Here is a 22,631-nt window from a genome sequence, read left to right as displayed (position 1 = left end):
ATGACGCTAACCACCAAGCAGACTCCTAGTGGAGCAGGGAGCAAGTCGCTAGCAGCACGTGTTCAAGAGCTCGAGGCAAGGCTCAAGAATTACGACCATTGGATTGCCCAGGCGACCGAAGTCTGCAACCGTGCTGCCCATGGCGACCTCGAAGCACGTCTTTTGCACGTTGACGTCGATGGTGACTTAGGGGACTTGATGTTCGGCATCAACGGGTTACTAGACTATACCGATGCGTTCGTCCGTGAGGCCAAGGCTGTTCTCGGTTTTACTGCCCAAGGCAAGTTCTTTCGACGGGTGATCTTGCGAGGCATGGTTGGCACTTTCAAGCATGCCGCTCAGATTATCAATGAGTCGACTACGGAAATGAAGCATTCCGCAGCGGAACTGTCCCAAGCGGAATCGCGCCGACTGGACATTGCCGATCAATTTGAAGCAACCGTCAAGGAGATTGCGACATCTGTTGCGGCAGCGGCGAACGAAATTCATAACACCAGCGAGCAACTCGCTTTGGTGGCGCAACAAACGGCTTCCCAAGCTGACAACGCCTCTCGTTCTGCTGACCGTACAAGTGCCATCGTCATTCAGGTTGATGAATCAAGCCAACAGTTGACCGAGAGTATCGGGCAGGTCAAAGAGCAAGTTGCTGAGGCAAACGAGATCGTCCAAAGGGCCGTGATAGAGTCGTCGGAAGCAAACACGGTTGTCGCAGGCCTCAAGGACTCGTCGCATCGGATTGGAACGGTTGTTGATACGATTACGGAGATCGCCAAACTGACAAAGGTGTTGTCTTTGAATGCGGCGATCGAGGCTGCCCGCGCCGGAGAAGCCGGGCTCGGATTTGCCGCAGTGGCCAGTGAGGTTCGCAAACTAGCCGAACAAACCCGTGAAGCAACCAATGCCGCGCGAGAGGAAATTGGCAGTGTTCAAGACTCGTCTGCCAAAGCAGCGAAAGCGATTACCGCTTGCGGTGAGATGACTTTGGAAATCAGCGAGACAAGCAAGAGTATCTTTCGCCTAATTCAGCAACAAGCAGAAGCGACTTCCGAGATTCGCGCAAACGCAAACGAAGCGGCTACAGAAACGGCACAAGTTACCGTTGCAATCAATCAGGCAACCGAGGCAGCAGACAACACACGCGAGTCGACCGAAAGACTCGTCACCGCAGCGGCGGAGTTACAAGAGGTTTCAACGACCCTCTCGCGTAGCGTCGATGAGCTACTGGCATCGATTCGCAAGGTCTAAATGCGTGACGCGTTGGTGTGCAATAGGGCACACACGACTTGAGGAATGCAAACGTCTGTTTGCTCGATATAAAAAAACGGGAGCTATTTAAGCTCCCGTTTGTCTTCGATTCGCAATGGCTGGTCGGTGCTTATGCGGCACGACGATCCGCTTCGGCATCGGCTAACAAATATTCGTTCAGGCGGTCGAATTCATCGGCGTTCTTAAAGTGAATGACGATCTTGCCTCCTTTGGTCGCCTGCTTGATGTCGACCTTCGTGCCAAGTGCCATCCGTAGATCCTCTTCGAGCGAGATCACCTGTTTCGACTTGGTTCGTGCGCCCTTCTTGGCCGGGGCAGGACTCTCGGGCGACTCTTCTCCATTCAAGAAGTCTTGCACGGCTTGCTCGGTTGAGCGAACGCTCCAGCCGTCGCGAATGATTCGTGTTGCAAACTCGCATTGAATCGCTTCGTCGCCCAGGGGCAACAATGCCCGGGCGTGTCCCTGGGAAAGTTCACCACTATGAACGGATGACTTCACTGCGTCAGGTAGGTCGAGCAGACGAACCAAGTTGGCGATCGTGCTGCGATCGACTTTAATCCGGTCGGCAAGTTCCCCTTGGGTGGCGTTGTGCTGTTCTAGGTAACGCTGGAAGCTAATCGCTTTTTCGAGGGGATTGAGATCCTGACGTTGCAGATTTTCTACGATGGCCAGTTCCGCAACCAGGCGATCATCGGCTTCACGCACCAAAGCAGGAATCGAGTCCCAGCCAGCCAGACCAGCGGCTCGCAACCGGCGTTCACCACTGATCAGCTGAAAGCGATCACCAATTTGACGCACGACAATCGGTTGGAGGATATCGTGCTGCTTCAGGCTTTCGGCCAGCGAAGCGATCTCGGCATCATCGAAGTTGTGTCGAGGTTGGTAGGGATTGCGATCGATCTGATCGAGTGCGATCCGTGAGGAATCGGTCTTATGGATGGCTTCTTCGGTGAAGTCCGATTCAACCAGACGAGGTTGGAACGGAACGGTCTCCGCACCTTCTTCTCGCAATTCCACTTCGGCTGCCTGATCGGTGGGATCACCCAACAAGGCTGCCAAACCACGCCCCAATCGCTTTTGTCTAGTCACGATCTAAAACCTCCATGCATAATTCCATATGAGCACGTGCCCCGCGACTGCGAGGTGCGTGGGTAATTACTGATTGCCCGAAGCTGGGTGCCTCGGAAACCCAGTGGTCGCGCGGGACCACCGTATCGAAAACAATATCCCCGAAGAACTCACGGACCTCTTGTTCGACTTCATGAGTTAGTTCGAGGGTTGGATCGTACATGGTTAATACGATGCCACCGAACTCGAGCTTGCCAGGCGGGCGTCGCATGACATCGCGAATCACACGGATCATCTGCGTGAGACCTTCCATGGCAAAGTACTCAGCCTGGATCGGCATGAGCACTTCGGTAGAGGCAGCTAAGGCTGTCTGCGTGATCGCGCCCACAGATGGCGGGCAATCAATCAGGACATAGTCGTACTGGTTCATCCCAGATTCGAGATGCCCTTGCAGAACCGCAGAGGTCGACTTCTCTCCCCCGGCCAATCGTTCGACATCCTCGAAGCTGCGACTACCGGGAACCAGGAATAAGTTCTCGGTCGCTGTTTCGAGAATAGACTCGGCCAGTGGCCGGTCCGAGACCAACGGGTGCCGGTCGGTCGGCTGAAGGCCAATCCCGGTTGTGGCATTGCACTGAGGGTCAAGGTCAACCAGCAGCGTGCGCATCTCGGCCATGGCCAAACCGGCGGCCAGGTTAATGGCCGTGGTGGTCTTGCCGACGCCTCCCTTTTGGTTGGCGATACATAGGATGCGAGCCATGGTGCCTCAGTGCGATGATGATCGAAAATCCTTTTTCGAGGGGCGGATTTTAGCCGCGAACCCAAAAACAAGGAAACGGCACTTTGGCTTTTGACAGCCATGTTTCACGTGAAACATTCGCTTTAATCCAACTTGTTTCACGTGAAACACCTATTTTGACATTTTCATCCCGTGTGCGTTTCCGTTCAGGAGGTGCCTGGGCAGAGGAGTAGACCTTGCTTCGCTGACTCCAGAGAACCTGGCAGGGGACGAGAGTTGGCCAATCCTAGAATGCTGAGGGGCCACCGATGGCTTCAACAGGCTTCAGGTCAGCGGATGTCAGTGACCTTCTTGCAGACCGAGTTGCACCAGGCTGGCCAAACCACAAATTGCGGCGACGGCGGCCGTCACGATCATCAACTGATAGATGGTCAGCGTCCGTGGCATGCTGAGTTGAGTTTCATGAATTCCACGAAGCTGTTGCAACCAGATCCAATTCTGCCAGGCCATCCAATAGAAGAGGGAAACAACGATCAGTGAGCCGACCACTAGAACCGTGGCTGGCAGCCAGACGAACAGAAACAAGATACTTACACATAGAACGAGCCCGCCCATCATCGCAACGGCAAACTGAACGGCCCCGGAAAGTATCGTAGCGAATTGGTTCCTGCCAAAGGTTCCGGATTGCTGTAGGGCAACCAGGCCAAGCAATACAAAGCAGCCTACCCAGGCAAGTTCACTGCGTTTGGCAACAGCCTCGTAAATCAGCCAAGCGATACCGATTGCCAAGATACCGGTGTAGGTTTGAGTTGCCCGTAACAGCGAGGGTGGCTGTGTGACCTGCATCGGAAGCCCAGGGAGGTTATGTTTCACGTGAAACACCTAGTTTACAAAACCAGTAAAGTCACGGCGAATTCTTTTTTTAGACGAGGCAGCACCGTTTCACGTGAAACATGTTGGGAGCTTCAACTAGAATCAGCTAAGTTGGCCATCATGTATCGAGACGGATAATGCATAACGAGAACCCTTTTGAATCGCCGCGAATAAAGAAAGCTACTTTCGATGACCATGGGACTTGGCAGGTGTACTGGATCTGCACCATTTTTCTGGCTGTAGGATGTTTCGTGCTCGGCTGGCTGACGCCCGTGTTAGGGATGGTGGTCGGACTATTGATCGTTTTACCAGGCCTGATCAATTCCTACGTCGATTGCCGTCGCCGTCTTCTCACCGGTCCAAGCGATGCCCTGGATCAATGGGGAACGATGGTCGTTGCTTTTCTCCAGTTGATTCCCCTTGGCGGCCTGGGAGTGTTCGCCATGTTTGTGATTGCCGAGGCGATAGTCGCCTATGCCAAGGCAACCATGCCAGGCGATGTAAGTGCATGGGATGTGATGGGAGGTTATCTGTACGGCCTGATTGGAGGTGTGTTGACGTACATTGCCGGTGTCGTTGCCATTGTGACTTGGAAAATTGTCCGCCTGAACAAGTCCGCCCAGGAGGTAGCCAGCGACAAACCAATTACTTAAGAGGGTTGAACACCAGGCCGCAAACTGGCTGAGGATCGGTCAACAGCTTCTCTTGGATTGGATTGCCGGCCTGCCACAAGGGCTCAAGCTGTTTGGGATCGGTTGGCAAAACGAGGGCAGCCATCGTGTATTCGGGGAAATCCTCTGAACGGATTCGTAACAGTAGCGAGTCGACATCCTCGACATGGGTACTCCGAGGTTCTGCCGTCTCTAAGAGTTCAAGCATGACCAGCCATTCGAGAATCGAACTGTCTAAATAACGCCAAGCTGCTGGCCGGTCCGAAAAGTGTTCGTCCATTTGGAGGATGCCTTCCTCCGTGAGCGAGGCAATCACCCATTGATCATCCTGGGCGCAGTAGAGGCCGAAGTTGCCGGGCCCTGACATTTCAACCAACTCTTCCCACAACTTCGCTCCCGCTTCGACTCCTTGATCGTAGGGGATCGCATCGAAATGGGATCCTAGTTTTTCGATCAACTGGTCGCTCGATATCTGCGGTGCGTTAACGTACAGAGGTAGCTGGGTGCGACAAGTGAAGCCTGGTTCGCCTAGCTCGAAGAATGCCGTCAGGGCGCACTGGGCAGGATGATGCGATGGTAAGTCGGAGACCTGCTTCAACTCATGCCGGTACAATTGAGCAATTGCCTGGGGAAGATCGTTTGTATAGCGGGCAGGGCAGTGGGCCATGGCTTCGCGAACCTCGCCAATCACCATGTGATCGGTTACTGGACACAAGCGATGCGTCACGCCGCATTCATCCTTGGCGATCAGGGGCGTCATGGTTGCCACGGCGTTTTGCAAGATCTGCTGAACTTTTTGTTTGGGGTCGGCATAGATGCCAACCGCCGGTTCTACATTGGTATGCGTGGCGCGGAGTAGTTGCAAGACATCTAGCGGATTGGTCTTAATCCCCAAGAAGTCGAGATGACCATTCTTGGGATCGAGCGACGACATCATGTTGTCGTAGTCTTCTTTTCGATCATCGGTCGGCAGGAGTGCCCCTGCGAAGAAGCCACGGCGGGTAACGGTTTCGCCCTGGAACTGAAATTGCTGGTGATAGACGTAGATCGCAGGATCTGGTTCTTTTTGCAAAACTCCTTGCCGCTCCCAATTGGTCAAAAATCGCGCTGCCCGCGTGAAACGATTGTTGCCGTTGTCGTCGCCTGGCTCTTCCCGATTGGTGAGTACCCGAACAACATTGGCCGGATGACGTTGGTAGAGTTTGTCGAGCTGCTCTGGCGAAATACCGGCGGACGGAGGCGAGATGACTTCTGCCAGCGAACCAATATGACCAAGGTCGTAACGGAGTCCGTGGATAGCTCGAATTTCGGGCATGGGGGCTTTCTAGTTCTTTTCAGGCAATAAAAAAGGACTCGCATGGTAGCGAGTCCTTTTATTTTATCGATTTGTCAGACCAAGATTAGTAGCGGTAGTGATCTGGCTTGAACGGGCCGTCGACCGGGAATCCAAAGTAGTCGGATTGCTTCTGGGTCATCTTGGTCAACTTCACGCCCAGCTTGTCCAGGTGAAGGCGAGCCACTTCTTCGTCCAGGCTCTTCGGCAGAACGTGAACACCAAGCGGGTAGGCTTCCGCGTTCTTCCAGAGTTCGAGCTGAGCTAGAACCTGGTTGGTGAACGAAGCCGACATCACGAACGATGGGTGACCGGTGGCACAACCCAAGTTTACCAAGCGACCTTCCGCCAGGATCAAAATGCTGTGACCATCGGCGAACGTGAAACGATCGACCGGGCCGCCTTCCTGCGAGCTAGGCTTGATGCTCTCGCGGGTGACGTCCTTTTGCCCGTTGAGCCAAGCCATGTCGATTTCGAGATCGAAGTGACCGATGTTGCACACAATCGCGTCGTTCTTCATCCGCTTCATGTGTTCGCCGGTGATGATGTCGCGGTTACCGGTCGTCGTGACAAAGATGTCAGCACGATCGCAGGCATCTTCCATCGTGGTGACTTCGTAACCTTCCATCGCGGCTTGCAGGGCGATGATCGGGTCGATTTCGGTGATAATCACGCGAGCACCGAAACCACGCATCGACTGAGCACAGCCTTTGCCGACATCGCCGTAACCGGCCACGACGACGATCTTGCCAGCAACCATGACGTCGGTGGCACGCTTGATACCGTCGGCCAGCGATTCGCGGCAGCCGTACAAGTTGTCGAACTTGCTCTTGGTGACCGAGTCGTTGACGTTGATTGCTGGGGTTTTCAGTTCACCCTTTTGGTGCATCTGATACAAGCGATGCACGCCGGTGGTGGTTTCTTCGGAAAGACCCTTGATGCCTTCCAGCAGTTCCGGGAACTTGCTGTGGACCATCTCGGTCAGGTCACCACCGTCATCTAGGATCAGGTTCAGCGGTTCGCCACTGGGGAAGAAGATGGTCTGTTCGATGCACCAATTGAATTCTTCTTCCGTCATCCCTTTCCAGGCATAGACGGGAATCCCCGCTTCCGCCATGGCGGCGGCAGCGTGATCTTGAGTGGAGAAGATGTTACAGCTGCTCCAGGTAACTTCAGCACCCAGTTCGACCAGCGTTTCGATCAGCACGGCCGTTTGGATGGTCATGTGGAGACAGCCAGCGATGCGTGCTCCGGCGAGTGGCTTTTCGTCGCGATATTTCTCGCGGAGGGCCATCAAGCCGGGCATTTCGACTTCAGCTAGGTTGATTTCCTGACGCCCGCGTTTGGCGAGGGAGATGTCCTTAACCTTGTACGGAAGCTTTTCGACTTGGGACACTATGGATTCCACCTTGTATTGGGAAGGGTGCTAAACAGATTCGGCCGAGGATTTGAATCGAGTGAGACCGCGATCGAATCGAGAAAAACGCACAAAATTGCGCCGCAACTAATCTGCTATGATACGGTGCTGGCACGCAGAAGCAAACCCGGGATGAGGGGGTCAGGTTAACTGGAAACTTTAGGTATCAGCCGTGGATTCATTGAACCGAACAGCAATATAAGAAAAATCTGCCACTAAATCCCCTTTAAGAGGATTCGATTCTGGCAAAAGCTGATTGTGCGGCCGAAACCAAAGCTTCGACTCTGCCCATGTCTTTAATGCCCGGTTTGCCGCTAATTTCCACACCGCCAGCGACATCAATCGCCGAAGGCTGGACCATGCGAATCGCTTCCGCCACGTTTTCTGGGGTTAGGCCGCCTGCTAAGACAAATCGGGTTAATTGTGGCTGGCTCCGCCAAGTGGCAGCCAATTGCCAGTCGGTTTGTTGACCGGTCCCCCCGAATTCGCCTGCTACAGCGGCATCCATCAGAACCGCTTGTGGCTGGAATCCTTCGCCTGAGGTGCCCCACCGAAGAAGGGTGCCACGGCTGGCGGCTAAGATAGGAATATCGAGCTCGTTATGAATGGTCTCAGCGAACTCCCGACTTTCGTCGCCGTGTAGTTGGATCCAGTCAAAACCAACTCGTCGTTGAGTCTGCATGATTTCGTCGTGAGTCGCATTGACGAAAAGCCCCACGATTTGAACTTCTCCTCGGACCGAATTGGCGATTTTCTCTGCCGTTGCCGGTTCGACTCTACGTTTGCTTCCTGAGTAGAAGTTCAGGCCAATCGCATCGGCGCCGCTATGCGCGACGGCAATAGCGTTCTCGAAGTCGGTCAGGCCGCAAATCTTGACGCGGAACATCTCAGGCACAGGCATGGTTTACGGAGTCCATATATTCGTTACCCGCCAGACGAAACGGAACATTTTGCTCAAAGTAACCGATGCATGGAAGATAGTGAATGAAGCGAGGAGAAGGACGCCTTTTCCTCTTCCTTATATATTACAGCCTTCCAGCCTGAGGGTAACTCTTTGGCTTCGTCTATCCATTCCTACTATACACCTCCCGAGTCGCAGCAGGGCGGACTGCGAGTCTGGTATCGCGCGGCCATTGTGGTGCTGGCGGTGGCGTGCGCTGGCTTGCCTTGGTGTCGGACTGATCAAGCAGGGTACGTGGCTGATGGTACAGCGGTCGTTATTTCGGATTCAGCCGAAACGAAAGCGCATGCTCACCTGCAGCAGGTGGTAGAGGAAATACTGAAAGAAACGACAGACGATCGCAAATTCGCAGCCTATTTAGATCAGCATCCTGAATTAATGCAGGAGCTGGGCGCTAAGACAAACCAAGATGCGATCGAGCTATTTCGGCGACGACTAGAGATCGACCCTAGTCGAGTAGGTGGTAAGGTTACGATCCACTTTCGTTTCTTTGCATCAACTCGCGCCAGTTGTACCGAGGTCATGTCGCAGTATCTGCAGGACTTTCAAGGAAAATTCAAGGCTTGGAAAGAGCAGAAGTCTTCCGCGATCACCGTAGCGTACACGCAAGAGGTGCAGTCCACTCAAGCCGAGCTCAAACAGGTTGACGGAGATCTGCAAAAATATCACCTAACGGTTACCTCGCCAGCGACCACCAAAACGAAGGAAGCCGCCCAGCCAGAAATCTCGCCGGAGTGGGCGACGCTTTCCGCTGATTTGAAAGAAGCTCGCCAAGCTTTGCAGCAGCTGCTAATCACACGCACGGAGCGTCATCCATTAGTGATTGACCAAAACGATAAGATTGCAGCCCTCGAAAAGGAATTGGCTTCGACACCTAAGCTGATGTTCCCGGCCAAGAAGGTAAGCAATGCCAAGGACGAACCAATCGGGGCCTTTGCGGCTGAACGGCAATTGAAAATTGCCGATCTTGAAAAGCAACGCCAGGAATTGCAGTCACGGTTGGTTTCACTCGAACACCGTAAGCAAGATACCGAGCAAGCCCTGGGGTTTATCCAGGGCATCCACGTGCAAACGCCTGGCGATGTGGCGAGAGTGACACCGGTTGGTGGCGTTTGGAAAATGGGAGCTCTGTTGGTTCTTAGCGGATGGATGATCTTTTTCGGATTGATTGCCTATCAGCTTGCATGGAGTGCCAGCCGACCGGTTGTGATTCATTCTTTGGGAAAGTTGGCATCGGCAACGATGGTGCCGGTGATTGCGACAATGACGATGACAGGTTCTTCGGGCAGTACTCCCAATGGGACTTCGCTGGCAGGGCCGTTTTCCTTTTTGTTGACCCGAGCTGCCGAACTGATCGTAATTGGAATTTTGGGACTTGTGGTGCTAGCAGCCCAGTCTCAGCCAGAACTGTGGGATCTATTGAGTGATGATCCTTTAGGCGTTGTACGCCAGTCATTGCGCATTCTTTTCCCAGCATCGCAGTAGATGCCGGTTCCCCCGCGTCGGCATGGAGAATTGCGTCCTAAAATGCCGATGCAAAGAAAGCACAACGGACTAATTAGAAACTAGCCAACCGCATGGAAGCGGATCTCAGCCTTCCCCGGGACACGGATGACCATGTACGAAGATTTTTTTGGTTTGTCGCATCGCCCCTTTCCTAGCGTTCCGTCATTGATCGGATATCAGGAATCGACTTCTCATGCCGAGGCTATCGAGACCATTTTGCGTTGTGTGCGGCGCGATGAAGGAATCGCTGCCCTGTTCGCCACGCCTGGTCTAGGCAAGTCGACACTCGCTATGCGTTTGCAAGAAGAGCTGGAAGGGCAATTTGAAGTTGTGCGGCTCAACAGCGGGCATTGCGGATCTCGTCGGGCTTTGCTGCAAGCGATCGCCTATGAGCTGAGTTTGCCTCATCGAGGAATGGAAGAGGGAGAGTTTCGAATTCAGCTCGCCGAGTATGTCGAGCGGTTGGATAGCCGACGCGTGTTGGGAATTGTGCTTCTGGTTGACGAAGCCGACATGCTACCTATTCGCTTGTTAGAAGAATTACGCCTGCTGACCAATTTCACCCACAAAGACCGATCGCAAATTTCGGTTGTCTTACTAGGGAATCAGACTCTCGAAGAACGATTGTCGAGTCCTTACCTGGCTTCATTCAACCAGCGAATCGGAGCCCGCGCTTATTTGCAGCCTTTAGGGGCTTCCGAAGCGGCACAATACATTCGTCAGCAAATGCAGCAAGCAGGGGTAAAACGCCCGGTGTTCGATGAGTCAGCCATCGAAGTCATCTTTGCCCGCAGCCAGGGCGTACCTCGGGTAATCAATCAGCTTTGCGACCATGCGTTGTTGTTGGCGTCGCTCGGTGGTTTGCGTACGCTTGATAACGACAGTATGGAAGAGGCTTGGGCTGATCTACAGCGGTTGCCTTCGCCCAAGCGTCAAATCAGAACGGATGCCGCCCATGCCACCGATTCGATGATTGAATTCGGCTCGTTGGAAGAGGGGACTAGTGACTATCCTTCGGTCGTCCGTTTCGAGGATCGACCATCATCAGCGGCCGATCAACTCGAAGAAGAGTTCGTGCCAGAGCTGAAAGAAGAGCCAGAAGTCGAAATGGTCTTCCAGAACGCCGCCAACCCTTTTGCCGAGCCGTTCGCTAAGGAAGAGATCATTATCGACCGGTTTGCCTCGCTGGGCGATCGGCAAGTCACTGGAATTCAGCGGGTCGTTAGCCCCCGCGATTCCGAGATCGCTGCGTTTTTAGTTGGCGGATCAGCCGATTCGCATACCGACGTCGATGTCGTTGAGCCAGAATATGGGAACTCCGAAAGACTGGTCGTAACGCGTGATTACTCGACAACCTCCACCGGTTTCTCGGATACGGATGATCGCGACATCATCGTGATTGAAACCCAAGACGACATTCCGCAGCATCCCAAGATGCCAGCCCCGCAGCGACGTACTTATCGTCAGTTGTTCTCGCAATTGCGACGGGAGCAAGCATAACCAGCTGTCATGGCGCGTTTCCTCAAAGCACTGCAAGGCCTTCAAGCTCTGGAACCGGTGACGCATGAAAAGTCACCGGAAGTGGAAGACGTTTCGGCGGAGATGTCCTTTCCGCACGAACACAGTGCTTTTCTTTCGTCAGACCAGGCCGAGCGTGAAGAGGTGACGGTTCCGGCTCAAACAATGGTAATGGCGGAGGAAGATAGGCATCCTTCGCCAGCGCTTGCGGCTGAAAAAGATGAACTCGTCAAGAAGCTTGCCCAGCAACTAGCAAGTGTCCTAAAACAGCGGGACACAGTTGCCCAGGAGATGTTACAGGTTCGGGATAAGCTAGAGTCGAACGAGCAACGTCACGGAGAAGAGATCGTTCTTCTGCAACAAGCTTTGCAAGTCCACGAACGATCGGCAAAGGCGATTGAAGCGGAGCTTCGTCAGCAATTGAGTCGCCAGCAAGAAGAGTTCGTGCAGCGGCTGGGCGAACTCGAACGGCAAATGCAGGAACATGCCGAGCGTCCTTTGCCAGCGATTCCAGAGATTGCCAGCGAAGCTGAACTTCGCGAGTTTCAGAACGATCTTCGCCAGCAAATGGTCCGTGAACAAGAAGTGTTCTTGCAGCGTCTGGCTGAGATTGAAAAGTGGATGGGGGAGCAGGGCCAAGCCGCAGCCAAGCAAGACGATCAATCACTTGGCGATAATGAAGCCAAGCTTGCGGCAATGCACGTTGAACTGCAAAAGCAAATTGCTCGCCAGCAGGAAGAATTTGCTCGCCGGATTGCGCATATCGAAAAACAAGTCCGTCAGTCTGCTGTTCTGCCCACCAAGAGTGAAAGCCGGGAACAAACCACGGAGCCGACTAGGCGAAGAAGTGGTGCCGGGGAACTCTTTCGCTCGCATAGCCGTAGTCGAGAAGCGGAGAAGACGATTCCGAATGCGACGGCCATTCGGCAGGCAATCGCTTCGTTGAATAACCCACCGACTGCGAAAGAGTTTGACGAACTCGCCCAGGTGATTTTCGGAGCTATCGATTTTCAGCACATCAGCGATCCCGCTGTTATTTATTTCGGTACCTGTTTGCCAGGGCAAACAACCAGCAACCTCGTATTGGGATTAGCCGCTTGGCTCTCTCAGCATGCCTGCGATGTCTTGGTAATCGATGGTACGCTTCGAAAGAAAGAACTGACAACGCAACTAGGCCTTTCAGCTAGTCCTGGTCTGTTCGAATTCGTACGACGAGAAACCTACCGGCAAGATGGAACCTACCGCCACCCAGACACCGGAATCGCATTCATACCTGCGGGAAAGTCGTCTTTTACATTGACGGCTGGTGAGGCCGATTTTACCTCCCTGAGCGAGCAGCTCGTTGAAATCATCAAGACCTATCCGATGGTCCTGATTGCTGGTGAGGGGCCTGATCTTTCTGCTTCTTGGTTGCTCGCTCAAGTTGCCATGAAGACCTACCTGCAAGCCACGCTTGGCCAAGTCTCAGCGGAAGAGGTTCAGGCCGCCGTCGATTGCTATATGCAAATCGGAGTGGAACCAACCGGACTTATTGCCACGAATGCCCGAAAATAAGTGGTATACTTAGCAGCCTCAGAGGCATTCCTCGATATCGGCTCCTCTGCTCATTAACCTGCGAAGCGAAACGCCATGGCCAAAAATCTAGTTACCGGTGGTGCCGGTTTTATTGGTTCTCACATTGTCGATGCCTTGTTAACGCGAGGTGACCAGGTCGTTATCTACGATAACTTGAGCACCGGTCGGCAAGAGAATATCGCTCAGCATGAAAACGCGACATTTGTTGAGGGCTGCATCACCGATGCCCAACAATTGTCTTCTGCTTTATCAGGCGTGGAGTATGTTTTTCATCAGGCTGCGTTAGCTTCTGTGCCTCTGAGCGTGGAACGCCCGCTCGATACCAATCTGCACTGCGTTACCGGCACGCTCAACGTTTTGAATGAAGCTCGCAAGGCAAACGTCAAACGTGTGGTCTATGCGGCTTCGAGCAGTGCTTATGGCGATCAGCCGTTTCTCGCCAAACGAGAAACCGATTTGCCTGCTCCCCTTTCGCCGTATGCCGTTGCCAAGTTAGCCGGGGAATATTACTGCCAGGCGTTCTATCATACATACGGCCTAGAAACGGTAGGCCTGCGTTATTTTAATGTGTTTGGCCCACGCCAAGATCCAGATAGCCCCTACTCCGCTGTCATCCCGATCTTCTTGACACTCCTTTTGCAGGGTAAGCAGCCGGTTGTCTATGGCGACGGCAATCAGTCGCGTGACTTCACTTACGTCAAAAATATCGTCAATGCGAACCTTGCCGCAGCAACTGCAGAGGATGTGGCTGGGCGGATTATCAATGTCGCCAACGGTAAAAGCACGTCCCTGCTCACACTGCTGAAACTACTCAACGAGCAACTGGGGACAGATATCCAGCCCAAGCACGATCCGCCGCGGGCTGGCGATGTGCGAGACAGCATGGCCGACAACACGTTGGCGACACAACTGCTGCAATACGAGATCGAAGTCGATTTTGAAGAAGGTTTAAAACAGTCCGTTGAGTATTACCGCCAACTAGCTCTGCAGCGTTCTTAAAGGTTTTCGTTGGCACACAGCGAACGTTCTTCTACTTCGTGGAGTTCATCTTCCTGAGCAATAATCGGTTTCGCAAAGCGTTGGTTCAGCAGAGCAATCGTGCTTAGGAAGCAGCCCATCGAAATAAACGTAAGTGGATAGGCGGGCCAGTCCAAAACGCGGCAGCCAGCGATCATCGCTCCGATTAGGGGCTGCCCCACTAAGCCACCACTATCGACCAGTACTAACATTAAGTTGGTGCCGGTCCCACGATATTTCTTGGGAAAGGCGATGCTTCCTCCGCCAATGATCGCTGGGAAAAGCAATGCATGGGCGACTCCACAGAGGAACGCAGGAATGGGTAACAGCCATGGATTGTGAACAACCATATACATCACAAGACTGGCAGCCATCGTCAGAATTCCGATGGTGGCGGTCTTCTTGACGCCGATTTGTTCCGGTAGGCGCCGAGTCATCAGCCGAAACGTAAATGCGGTTATCGCATACACCAAAAAGAACGATCCAATATTCGCGATGCCAACTTCTTTGGCATAACCACGAAGGAAGATCTGGGGAAAGATCACCCCCATCCCCATCGCAAACGCCATGACCAGCATCCAGCCAGGATGATATTGGCGAATCAGCTTTACAAGCGACGGATGATGTCCCGCAGGACGTGGACGTTCTTTCCAGGTGGCTAAAAGTGTCAGCACAAAGGCAACCCCACCTGCGGTCATGGCGACGAGGAACATCAGATGAACTTTGGTTTCGAGCGGGGTGTTTTCAGCAAAAATATAATCCCCAAGTACCGGTCCGATTCCGAGACCAATGAAACCGGAGGAGCCAAGCACTCCTATCAACTCGGTGCCCCGCCCTTTGGGTGCTTTTAGGGAAATGGAAGTTATCGAAGCCCCAAATGCTCCAGCCAAGCCGACCATGTAGCACAATCGCAACCCATAAATGAGTGGGCTGTCGATCGTGGTAACCCAAAAGTGTCCTAATAGAGCAACAATTAAGAGGACAAGAGAACCCAACCAGACAACACGCGGCCCAACCCGATCAATCAGTGTTCCCTGCGCGAATCGGGCCAGAACGGCGCCGCCCATGCCAAAGCCGGTAATCATTCCCAAATCGTATTCATCCCCACCCAGGAAGGAGACGAAATCAAAATACCGAAAGAGTGAACTGTTGCAGACAATCAGTGCCGTGTGGGCAAAATAAGCCAGCCAAAACTCGCGACCGTAAGCGATTTGCGGCTCGCTCAACGTCTCTGGGGACGCGCCGACGGCAGAATTCATGACACTCCATCTCGGATTTGTGGGCGTAGCAGTTAGGATTGAAGTATACGCGCGATACCCAAGGGCGTCTCCTGCCCCTTGCCAAAGCCCCATCAGGGGCCGATATTTTTAGTAGCCAATGAATAAAATCGCTGACAAAACCGAACCGATTCGCCGTAATCAAACCGACAACGAGGGCTATTTCTCCGCTAAGAATGGCCGTGTGCTGGTGGCCGTGGCGACGTACAACGAGATCGATAACCTACCGATCTTCGTAGAACGCCTGGCGGACACCTTGCCAAACGTCGATTTGCTGGTGATCGATGACGGTTCCCCCGACGGAACCGGCGATTGGTGCCAGCAGGAAGCCAAGGTAAATCCGCGCATTCATTGCCTCCACCGGCGTGGCAAACCAGGACTTGGTTCGGCGATCATCGCCGCCATGCAATATGCGGTGAAGCATAATTACGAGGTGATGATTAACCTCGATGCAGACCTCAGCCATCCTCCTGAGATGATTCCAGAAATCTTGGAGGCGTATGAAGAAAACGATCCCGCGACAACCGTGGTGATCGGCTCGCGCTATATCCGCGGAGGAGGAATCAAAGGTTGGCCGTGGAAACGCCACCTCATGAGCCGAGCCATTAACCTTTACACGCGCTGGCTTCTTTGGTTGCCAATGGCCGACTGCAGCGGATCGTTTCGGGCTTACCCGGTGAAGCTGCTCAAGAAAATTGATTTCGAGTCCTTCCTAAGCCAAGGCTACTCTTTTTTCGAGGAGATCCTGTATCACCTCAAACAAGAAGGGGCTTATTTTGTGGAAGTGCCGTTCACCTTTGTGGAACGTCAACATGGGGCTTCTAAAATAAGCTTACAGAAGGCGATGATCGCCGTCGTCACAATCTTTCGGCTCGGTCTCAAGGTTTGGCGCCCGTTCTAGCACTCGTAAGGGGGGCTTAGCCGTTTTAAGGCAAATTCTCCCGCAGAACGAGTCACTAGTGGTTTGTGTCTCTTTACGGGCTTATGATGGAGGTGCTCAGTTGGCTTCGGCCTCGCCCACCATTATCGAAAGGAAGCCTGCATGCTTCTGGCTCGTCCCACCATATTCGCACTTATCATTGGCCTGCTCAGTTGCTCTTGGCTGCAAGCGGCTGAGTCGTTTCAGCTGAAAGTTGCTGAACAAGGAGAACGGCACCGCGCATTACCGTTGAAGGTGGATGTGACGGTCCCAGCAGCGTTCGCGGAAGTGAAAGTCGTGCAGCTTTCCGCCGAGGGAATCGAACCGATCATCGCTCAAATAACTAAGCCAGGTCTTGGACGACATTTCGAAGATCCTTTGTCGCGTGAAGTTCATTTTGTAATTCCCAAGAATGCCGTTGGCCCTTTACGAGACTTTACCGTTTCGTTGGTTGAGGATGCCGATCAGCTTGTCGGTTTTCGTTTCCAAGATGAAGCCGGAAAATACAAAGACCTTTTGTACGGTGATCGCCCGGTTATGCGGTACATGTACGAAGCGGTCGACACCAGCAGCGAAGATCGACGCCACGAGACGATGAAGGTCTATCATCACTTGTATGATCCCCAAGGCGAGCATCTGCTAACCAAAGGCCCCGGTGGCTTGTTTCAGCATCATCGTGGTATTTTTTACGGATTCAATCGAATCAGTTACGAGCAAGATGGACAGAAAATGTCGGCGGATGTCTGGCATTGTCACAAGAACGAAAGTCAGACTCACGAAGAATTTGTCCGCGAAGAAGTCGGTCCGGTCTTTGCTCGACAGATCGTTCAAATTGATTGGAATGGACAAGACGGCAATACCTTTGCAACGGAGTTGCGCGAGATCTCTGTGTACCATGTCGAGGGGGCTCAGGTAATTGATTTCGCTTCACAATTGGCGGCCAAAGCCGACAATCTCAAGCTAGATGGCGATCCTCAACACGCTGGTTTTCAGTATCGTGCCACGCAGCATGTGCCTGACAAGACGGCCAAGCAAACCTACTACGTGCGACCAGATGGGAAGGGAGTTCCTGGCAAGTTTCGCAATTGGCCAGGGGATAAGAATCACGTCGATCTCGAATTTAACGCCCTCAGTTTTGTGGCCTTCGACCAACGCTACACATGCTGTTATTTAGATTCTCCTGAAAATCCCAAGCCTGCTCGCTTTAGTGAGCGTGACTATGGCCGTTTTGGTTCCTATTTCGCGACGCACGTTTCGAAGGAAGAACCTCTTGATTTGCATTATCGCTTGTGGCTTGAACCGGGGGAGCTCGATGTCGCTCAGGTTCAGCAGTTACGCGACGATTTTGTCGACCCGCCTAAAGTCACCGTCGAGATGAACACCAATTCTTAGCTGATCAGAGGGGAGGCTTTCCTTCGTTGACACCTTGGTTCACCCTCCCTAAAATCGCCGTTTCACCTCAACGGTAAACACTCCATCATTAATAACCCTTTTAGGATGTGCGTTTCATGTCGGATGGGAAAACCGGGCAAATTGATAACGTGATGCACGAGTCGCGGCTCTTTCCGCCGAGTCCAGAATTTGCATCGAAGGCCCGGGTTAAATCGGTTGAAGAGTACGAGAAGATCTGGAACGAAGCTAAAGCGGATATCCCCGCCTTTTGGGATAAGTTCGCCAAAGAAGAACTGCATTGGTTCGAGCCCTACAATCAAGTTCTCGAGTGGAATTGCCCCGATGCCAAGTGGTTTGTCGGTGGCAAAACAAATGTCAGTTACAACTGCCTCGATCGCCACTTGGGAACACCAACCGCAGACAAGACTGCGATCTTGTGGGAAGGAGAGCCAGGCGATCAGCGAACGTTGACATACAAAGAACTGCACGTTGAAGTTTGCAAGTTTGCCAATGTGCTTGCCGGGCTAGGCGTAGAAACGGGCGATCGAGTTTCTTTGTACATGCCCATGGTTCCAGAGCTTGCCATCGCTATGTTGGCTTGCGCACGGATTGGTGCGATTCACTCGGTGATTTTCGCGGGCTTCTCGGCAGAGTCGATTGCCGATCGCAATAACGATGCCCAGGCCAAGGTGATTGTGACTGCCGATGCAGGCTGGCGCCGCGGGAAAGAACTGCACCTAAAAGCAATCGTCGACGAAGCACTCGAAAAATCGGAAACGATTGAAAAGTGCGTCGTGCTCAAGCGGGTCGGTAACGAAATCGAGATGAAACCCGAGCGTGATCTCTGGTGGCACGAACTGATGGCAGACGCTTCCGCCGAGCGCGAAGCGACCCCGCTCGATAGTGAGACGCCGCTATTTATTCTTTACACGAGCGGTTCCACGGGCAAACCAAAAGGGATTCTGCATACGACCGCAGGTTATAACCTGTACGCCAAGAAATCCTTTGAATGGGTCTTCGATCATCGCGACGACGACATCTATTGGTGCACGGCTGACTGCGGTTGGATTACGGGACACAGCTATGTTGTCTATGGTCCATTCTCGGCTGGGGCAACTTGCGTGATGTACGAAGGCGCTCCAAATTTTCCGGATGAAGGTCGCTTCTGGGAAATCATCGAGAAATACAAAGTCACCATTATGTATACCGCTCCCACTGCGATCCGCGCTTTCATCAAGTGGGGAGATCAGTGGGTCGACAAACATGACCTGTCGAGCCTTCGATTGCTAGGGACGGTTGGCGAGGGGATCAATCCTGAAGCTTGGATGTGGTACCACAAAAAGATCGGCGGCGAGCGTTGTCCGATTGTGGATACATGGTGGCAAACCGAAACAGGCGGCATCATGATGTCGCCACTTCCGGGGGCGATCGCCACCAAGCCTGGAAGCTGCACCCGTCCTTTGTTCGGAATTGTGCCGGGAATCTATGACTCTTCCTTAGAGGAAGTCGGCAAGAACCAAGGTGGTATGCTGACGATTACACAGCCATGGCCAGGCATGCTGCGAGGTGTTTGGGGAGATCGCGAACGCTTCGAGGCAACCTACTGGTCGCGTGTACCAGGGAAATATCTGGCAGGGGATAATGCCCGCTGTGATGAAGATGGCTACTATTGGATCATGGGCCGAATTGACGACGTGATCAACGTGGCTGGTCACCGGCTCAGTACGATCGAAGTCGAGAGTGCCTTGGTATCGCATCCTTTGGTCGCCGAAGCTGCCGTCGTGGGACGCCCGCACGACATTAAGGGAGAAGCGATTGCTGCTTTCGTAACGCTGAAAGACACCGAAGCCAGCGAAGAAGCCCGCGAGATTCTCAAGCAACACGTTCGTAAAGAGATCGGTGCTTTGGCAGTGCCGGACGATATTCGCTTTACTTCGATCTTGCCCAAAACCCGTAGCGGTAAAATTATGCGACGTCTGTTGCGTGACATTGCATCTGGCAAAGAGGAAGTGGGCGATACGACCACACTGGAAGATTACTCGGTGCTGGCCAAGCTTCGAGATAATGACTAACTCGCTGGAATAGCGGTTTCAATTCCCAAAGCTCGGTGTAGTCCACCGAGCTTTTTTATGGTCTCATCGACCTTCTGCATGACCGATTGGGTTTCACCAATGGCTGCGACAATGCCTAAGTAATTGCTCACCTCTTCCGCGGACAAAGTGGCGTGTTTGCGATCTTTGAGCCACTTTCTAAGAACTTGGTGGCTGCCAATGTGATAAAGCCAGGCGGCTGAGTCAACCTTCGTTAAGCGGGTCTGGCGATTCACCCATACGTCGCCCTCCTGCCACTTCGGATATCCAGCGGCCACCGAATAAGTCGCGGCTGCTATCTGCTGTTCCGGCAGTTGAGGACGCCTTAAATGAATTGTGAGCAGCGATTCGCCGCATTGAGCAAGCTTGGCAAACGTTGTTTGCGTAGGAGGAAAGAAGACGCGAGGGTAATCCACCCGCAGCGACTCGGCAAAATAAGTACGATACTCGGCAGCATGAAACAGGGCGTACAAGTAAGCAAAGATTTGGCGAACGCAGGTTTCTTGCAAATAGTTCGGCAAGAGTTCTCGCTGTAGATTCTCCTGCCCGTCAATGATCATGGGGAGCAGGGTTTCATTTCCACGATTATCGCTTCTCAGAATTCCATCAACGGTTAACGCATCGGTTACGAAGAAAAAATTACATGGGCGATCGGGCGGCATTTGACGTCGCACGACCAGGGCCAACGCGTCAGGGTTTTGCATTGCCTGCATAGCTTTTCCGCGCGGCCAGTCGATCATGTCGGGCGACCAGTAGATCCAACGCCGATCGAACGGCCGATAAGAGCATTCGGTGATTCGATCTTGCCAAGCCGGATCTTTCCGCAGGGCTTCCCGGGCCTGGCCTAACTGCCAGCCTCGGGTATCTCCAGGGGGATATTTTCCACTACGCGGGCGAGGAAAATACTTGGCCCGCAGAACGCCGCTATCAATCGTAGAATCTCGAAACTCTGCAATGCGTGCGAGAAGACGCCCTCGGTCTGTATCGATCACAATGGCATCGCGAGCGGTAACAATCGTTGAAGTGCTTTGAGGAATGAGTTCGGTAACCGAAATTCCTTGCTGATATTCGTGCGAAACATCTAGTCCGCGTGGGACCAAAAAGTAATGGGGAGGAGCAGGGGTGAGGTGTTGGGGCGTCAGCTCGTCCCAACTTTTCGCGGCAAGCTGTTTAAGCTTTCGATCCCGTCCTCCCCACAATTCACCATAACGAACCGTTTTCGGCAGTACTTCTGGCGACTTGGTCAAGACAGAGAGGGCAACTCCCTGACCAATATCAAACACACTTTCATCACGGGCCAGGCGAGAGCTTGTACCTCGTTTCTTGGAATTACCATTGAGATCGAGAACAGCAATGCGATCAAAACAATCGAGTAACTGAAACCGAAGACCGCGGAAAGTGACGTTGTCGAAAAAGCCATGGTTGGTGACTAAGCCGATCACGCCGAGCCCGGCGCGTTCGAGATGCCATTGGGAAACGCGGAGAAACTTGACGTAGTCATCATGCAGCCAAAGTTTACGCTCGTTGAGAGGCTGACCATCCGCCTCAAAATAGTTTCGGTAGTGTTGCTGGCCGTCGACTTTGCCACGTAGAAGTTGCCTGATCCATTGGCTCGTATTGGTTGATGCCGCTGCGTAGGGAGGATTCCCCAGAATGACAGTCGCTGGAGATCCGATTTCAGCATGGATTTTTGGCTCTAAGGCGTTACCGCAATGCAATGTAATCGCTTGCGAAGCATCGGCAGCTAGACCAGTGGCTTCAAAAAATTGACCAATCGTGTCTCGAGCCGCCGGAATTGCATCGGGAAGCAATTCAACGCCGTGGAATCGCCCGGGCAAATCCTCCTCTACAAACGATTGCCACTTTCGATTGAGCGTAGTGGGCGTCTCGCCTTGGGAAAGGTTCCCATAGATTTGATTGAGCGCTGCAACGATAAAAATGCCCGATCCAGCCGACGGTTCTAGAATACGGACAATAGGACGAGAAGGTCGGATTTCCTGGGAGAGTTGCCGATAACCTGGCCACATGCGCCAAGGGGTAGAGTCCGCCAGGCCAAGTGGTAAATTGAAATCGACCTTTAGCCGACGGTCAATTTCCCGAACAACAGCAGTTGCCACTTCCCAAGGCGTATAGAAAACACCACGAGCACGCCGCTGCCGAGGAGAAAGACGGGCGAGTTCTAATTCGTAGCGATAGGCATTCGAGCTGATGCTCACGTTTTAGATCGTTCTGCGTACAAAACTAAAGATCAAAGTCATTTTCGCCCAAACGAAGAAATCCTTTGTCACCCACAATACCATCCTGCTCACCCTGTTGAATGATCAGTTGGCCATCACCTTTGCTGCCGTGGACATCATAGATGATGTATTTCTTGAATGCTTCCTTCTGTTGAAGGATAGAGCTCTCGTCTGCATTGATCTTGGCCGATTGAATTTCGCCAAGATGCTCTTTGACGATGGCGTTGTCTGCAAACTTTTCTTTGATTGCAGAATCGACTTGGTAATTGATGCCGATGTAGGTGATACCAGCACAGACTAAGCAGCTAACAACCAACAATCCACCAACGGCAGCCGTCGCCAAAAGTAAGGGAGAGACAGCACCGCGACGCAAATGCCGGTGCGAAGATCGAAAAAAGGATGAGGAGTTAGCCAAGGCAAGTTACCGGGATCGAGAATTGGGGAAATGCACTGTCCCCGTTTTACTAACCAACAGCGCAACAAAAAAGCCCCGCTTGGATAAGCTGGGGCTTGTTTTGTATAAATGAATCCGGCGATACCTACTTTCGCACTGGTGGGCACTATCATCGGCTGGTTGTGCTTAACTGCTGTGTTCGGAATGGGAACAGGTGTTTCCACAACCATATGGTCACCGGAAGGAACTTCGTGAGACGTGAGGGCCTCACGAAGCTCAATTTGAGTTGGTAGATTTTATCTTGTGTGTGTCGCACAAAGCTGACGATTTTCGAGAATCTTGAATCGTTACTCGTTATTCAGGCTGTTGTTCACAGC

18 protein-coding genes and 1 rRNA gene are annotated in these 22,631 nt (G+C 52.9%); 9 read left to right on the top strand and 10 right to left on the bottom strand.

Features of this window, described 5'->3' with window-relative positions:
* Positions 1-1,245 (top strand): methyl-accepting chemotaxis protein, encoded by a 1,245-nt coding sequence (locus DTL42_RS10330; protein WP_114368652.1) that lies wholly within the window; start codon positions 1-3, stop codon positions 1,243-1,245.
* A 130-nt stretch (positions 1,246-1,375) separates the two neighbouring features.
* Here the strand turns inward: DTL42_RS10330 and DTL42_RS10325 are convergent, their stop codons facing one another.
* The 3 genes from DTL42_RS10325 to DTL42_RS10315 form a co-directional block, all read right to left on the bottom strand.
* Positions 1,376-2,356: a ParB/RepB/Spo0J family partition protein gene (locus tag DTL42_RS10325; RefSeq protein ID WP_114368651.1), complete on the bottom strand. Its 981-nt coding sequence runs from the start codon at positions 2,354-2,356 to the stop codon at positions 1,376-1,378.
* Positions 2,349-3,095 carry a ParA family protein gene (locus DTL42_RS10320; RefSeq protein WP_114368650.1) on the bottom strand — a complete coding sequence of 249 codons (747 nt, stop codon included), beginning with the start codon at positions 3,093-3,095 and terminating at the stop codon, positions 2,349-2,351. The genes DTL42_RS10325 and DTL42_RS10320 overlap by 8 nt, the downstream gene beginning before the upstream one ends.
* 318 nt (positions 3,096-3,413) lie before the next feature.
* Complete coding sequence (locus DTL42_RS10315; protein WP_147274236.1) at positions 3,414-3,947, bottom strand: hypothetical protein; 534 nt, start codon at positions 3,945-3,947, stop codon at positions 3,414-3,416.
* A gap of 251 nt (positions 3,948-4,198) precedes the next feature.
* On the opposite strand from DTL42_RS10315, the gene DTL42_RS10310 reads away from it, so the two are divergent.
* Complete coding sequence (locus tag DTL42_RS10310) at positions 4,199-4,600, top strand: hypothetical protein (protein ID WP_147274235.1); 402 nt, start codon at positions 4,199-4,201, stop codon at positions 4,598-4,600.
* Here the strand turns inward: DTL42_RS10310 and DTL42_RS10305 are convergent.
* From DTL42_RS10305 to DTL42_RS10295, 3 genes are all read right to left on the bottom strand, one after another.
* Positions 4,593-5,933 (bottom strand): DUF1015 family protein, encoded by a 1,341-nt coding sequence (locus DTL42_RS10305; RefSeq protein ID WP_114368647.1) that lies wholly within the window; start codon positions 5,931-5,933, stop codon positions 4,593-4,595. The two genes, DTL42_RS10310 and DTL42_RS10305, sit on opposite strands and share 8 nt — an antisense overlap.
* An 85-nt stretch (positions 5,934-6,018) precedes the next feature.
* The gene (gene ahcY, locus DTL42_RS10300) at positions 6,019-7,347 is read right to left on the bottom strand and encodes an adenosylhomocysteinase (RefSeq protein WP_114368646.1); all 1,329 of its coding nucleotides are present in this window, start codon (positions 7,345-7,347) and stop codon (positions 6,019-6,021) included.
* A gap of 247 nt (positions 7,348-7,594) precedes the next feature.
* Positions 7,595-8,269 (bottom strand): phosphoribosylanthranilate isomerase, encoded by a 675-nt coding sequence (locus DTL42_RS10295; RefSeq protein WP_114368645.1) that lies wholly within the window; start codon positions 8,267-8,269, stop codon positions 7,595-7,597.
* 153 nt (positions 8,270-8,422) lie between these two features.
* On the opposite strand from DTL42_RS10295, the gene DTL42_RS10290 reads away from it, so the two are divergent.
* The 4 genes from DTL42_RS10290 to DTL42_RS10275 all read left to right on the top strand — a co-directional run bounded on the left by DTL42_RS10290 (position 8,423) and on the right by DTL42_RS10275 (position 13,927).
* Positions 8,423-9,814: a hypothetical protein gene (locus tag DTL42_RS10290; protein ID WP_147274234.1), complete on the top strand. Its 1,392-nt coding sequence runs from the start codon at positions 8,423-8,425 to the stop codon at positions 9,812-9,814.
* Positions 9,815-9,946: 132 nt separating this feature from the next.
* Positions 9,947-11,335 carry an ExeA family protein gene (locus tag DTL42_RS10285; protein WP_158545312.1) on the top strand — a complete coding sequence of 463 codons (1,389 nt, stop codon included), beginning with the start codon at positions 9,947-9,949 and terminating at the stop codon, positions 11,333-11,335.
* Positions 11,336-11,344: 9 nt separating this feature from the next.
* Complete coding sequence (locus DTL42_RS10280) at positions 11,345-12,907, top strand: hypothetical protein (protein WP_114368642.1); 1,563 nt, start codon at positions 11,345-11,347, stop codon at positions 12,905-12,907.
* Positions 12,908-12,982: 75 nt separating this feature from the next.
* Entirely contained in the window at positions 12,983-13,927 is a 945-nt protein-coding gene (locus tag DTL42_RS10275) for an SDR family oxidoreductase (protein ID WP_114368641.1), read from the top strand.
* Here DTL42_RS10275 and DTL42_RS10270 read toward each other — a convergent pair.
* A complete protein-coding gene (locus tag DTL42_RS10270) occupies positions 13,924-15,204 on the bottom strand; it encodes an MFS transporter (protein WP_158545311.1) in 1,281 nt (426 codons plus the stop codon). The two genes, DTL42_RS10275 and DTL42_RS10270, sit on opposite strands and share 4 nt — an antisense overlap.
* 118 nt (positions 15,205-15,322) lie before the next feature.
* Between DTL42_RS10270 and DTL42_RS10265 the strand changes: the two genes are divergently transcribed.
* The 3 genes from DTL42_RS10265 (at position 15,323) to acs (ending at position 19,605) form a co-directional block, all read left to right on the top strand.
* On the top strand, positions 15,323-16,123 hold the full coding sequence (locus DTL42_RS10265) for a polyprenol monophosphomannose synthase (protein WP_234824156.1): 801 nt from the start codon (positions 15,323-15,325) through the stop codon (positions 16,121-16,123).
* Between the two features lie 141 nt (positions 16,124-16,264).
* Positions 16,265-17,533, top strand: coding sequence for a DUF6807 family protein (locus DTL42_RS10260; protein ID WP_114368639.1), 1,269 nt, complete (start codon positions 16,265-16,267; stop codon positions 17,531-17,533).
* Between the two features lie 116 nt (positions 17,534-17,649).
* Positions 17,650-19,605 (top strand): acetate--CoA ligase, encoded by a 1,956-nt coding sequence (gene acs / locus DTL42_RS10255; protein WP_114368638.1) that lies wholly within the window; start codon positions 17,650-17,652, stop codon positions 19,603-19,605.
* Here acs and DTL42_RS10250 read toward each other — a convergent pair.
* From DTL42_RS10250 to rrf, 3 genes are all read right to left on the bottom strand, one after another.
* A complete protein-coding gene (locus DTL42_RS10250) occupies positions 19,602-21,839 on the bottom strand; it encodes a type ISP restriction/modification enzyme (RefSeq protein WP_114368637.1) in 2,238 nt (745 codons plus the stop codon). The genes acs and DTL42_RS10250 overlap by 4 nt on opposite strands.
* 25 nt (positions 21,840-21,864) lie before the next feature.
* Positions 21,865-22,203, bottom strand: coding sequence for a hypothetical protein (locus tag DTL42_RS10245; RefSeq protein WP_147274233.1), 339 nt, complete (start codon positions 22,201-22,203; stop codon positions 21,865-21,867).
* 184 nt (positions 22,204-22,387) lie between these two features.
* Positions 22,388-22,496: ribosomal RNA gene (gene rrf, locus DTL42_RS10240) — 5S ribosomal RNA — on the bottom strand.
* Positions 22,497-22,631 lie beyond the last annotated feature (135 nt).

Origin of the sequence: Bremerella cremea, from assembly GCF_003335505.1 — a bacterium.
In the GTDB taxonomy this organism is placed as follows: Bacteria; Planctomycetota; Planctomycetia; order Pirellulales; family Pirellulaceae; genus Bremerella; species Bremerella cremea_A.
This window is presented reverse-complemented; position numbering and strand designations above follow the sequence as displayed.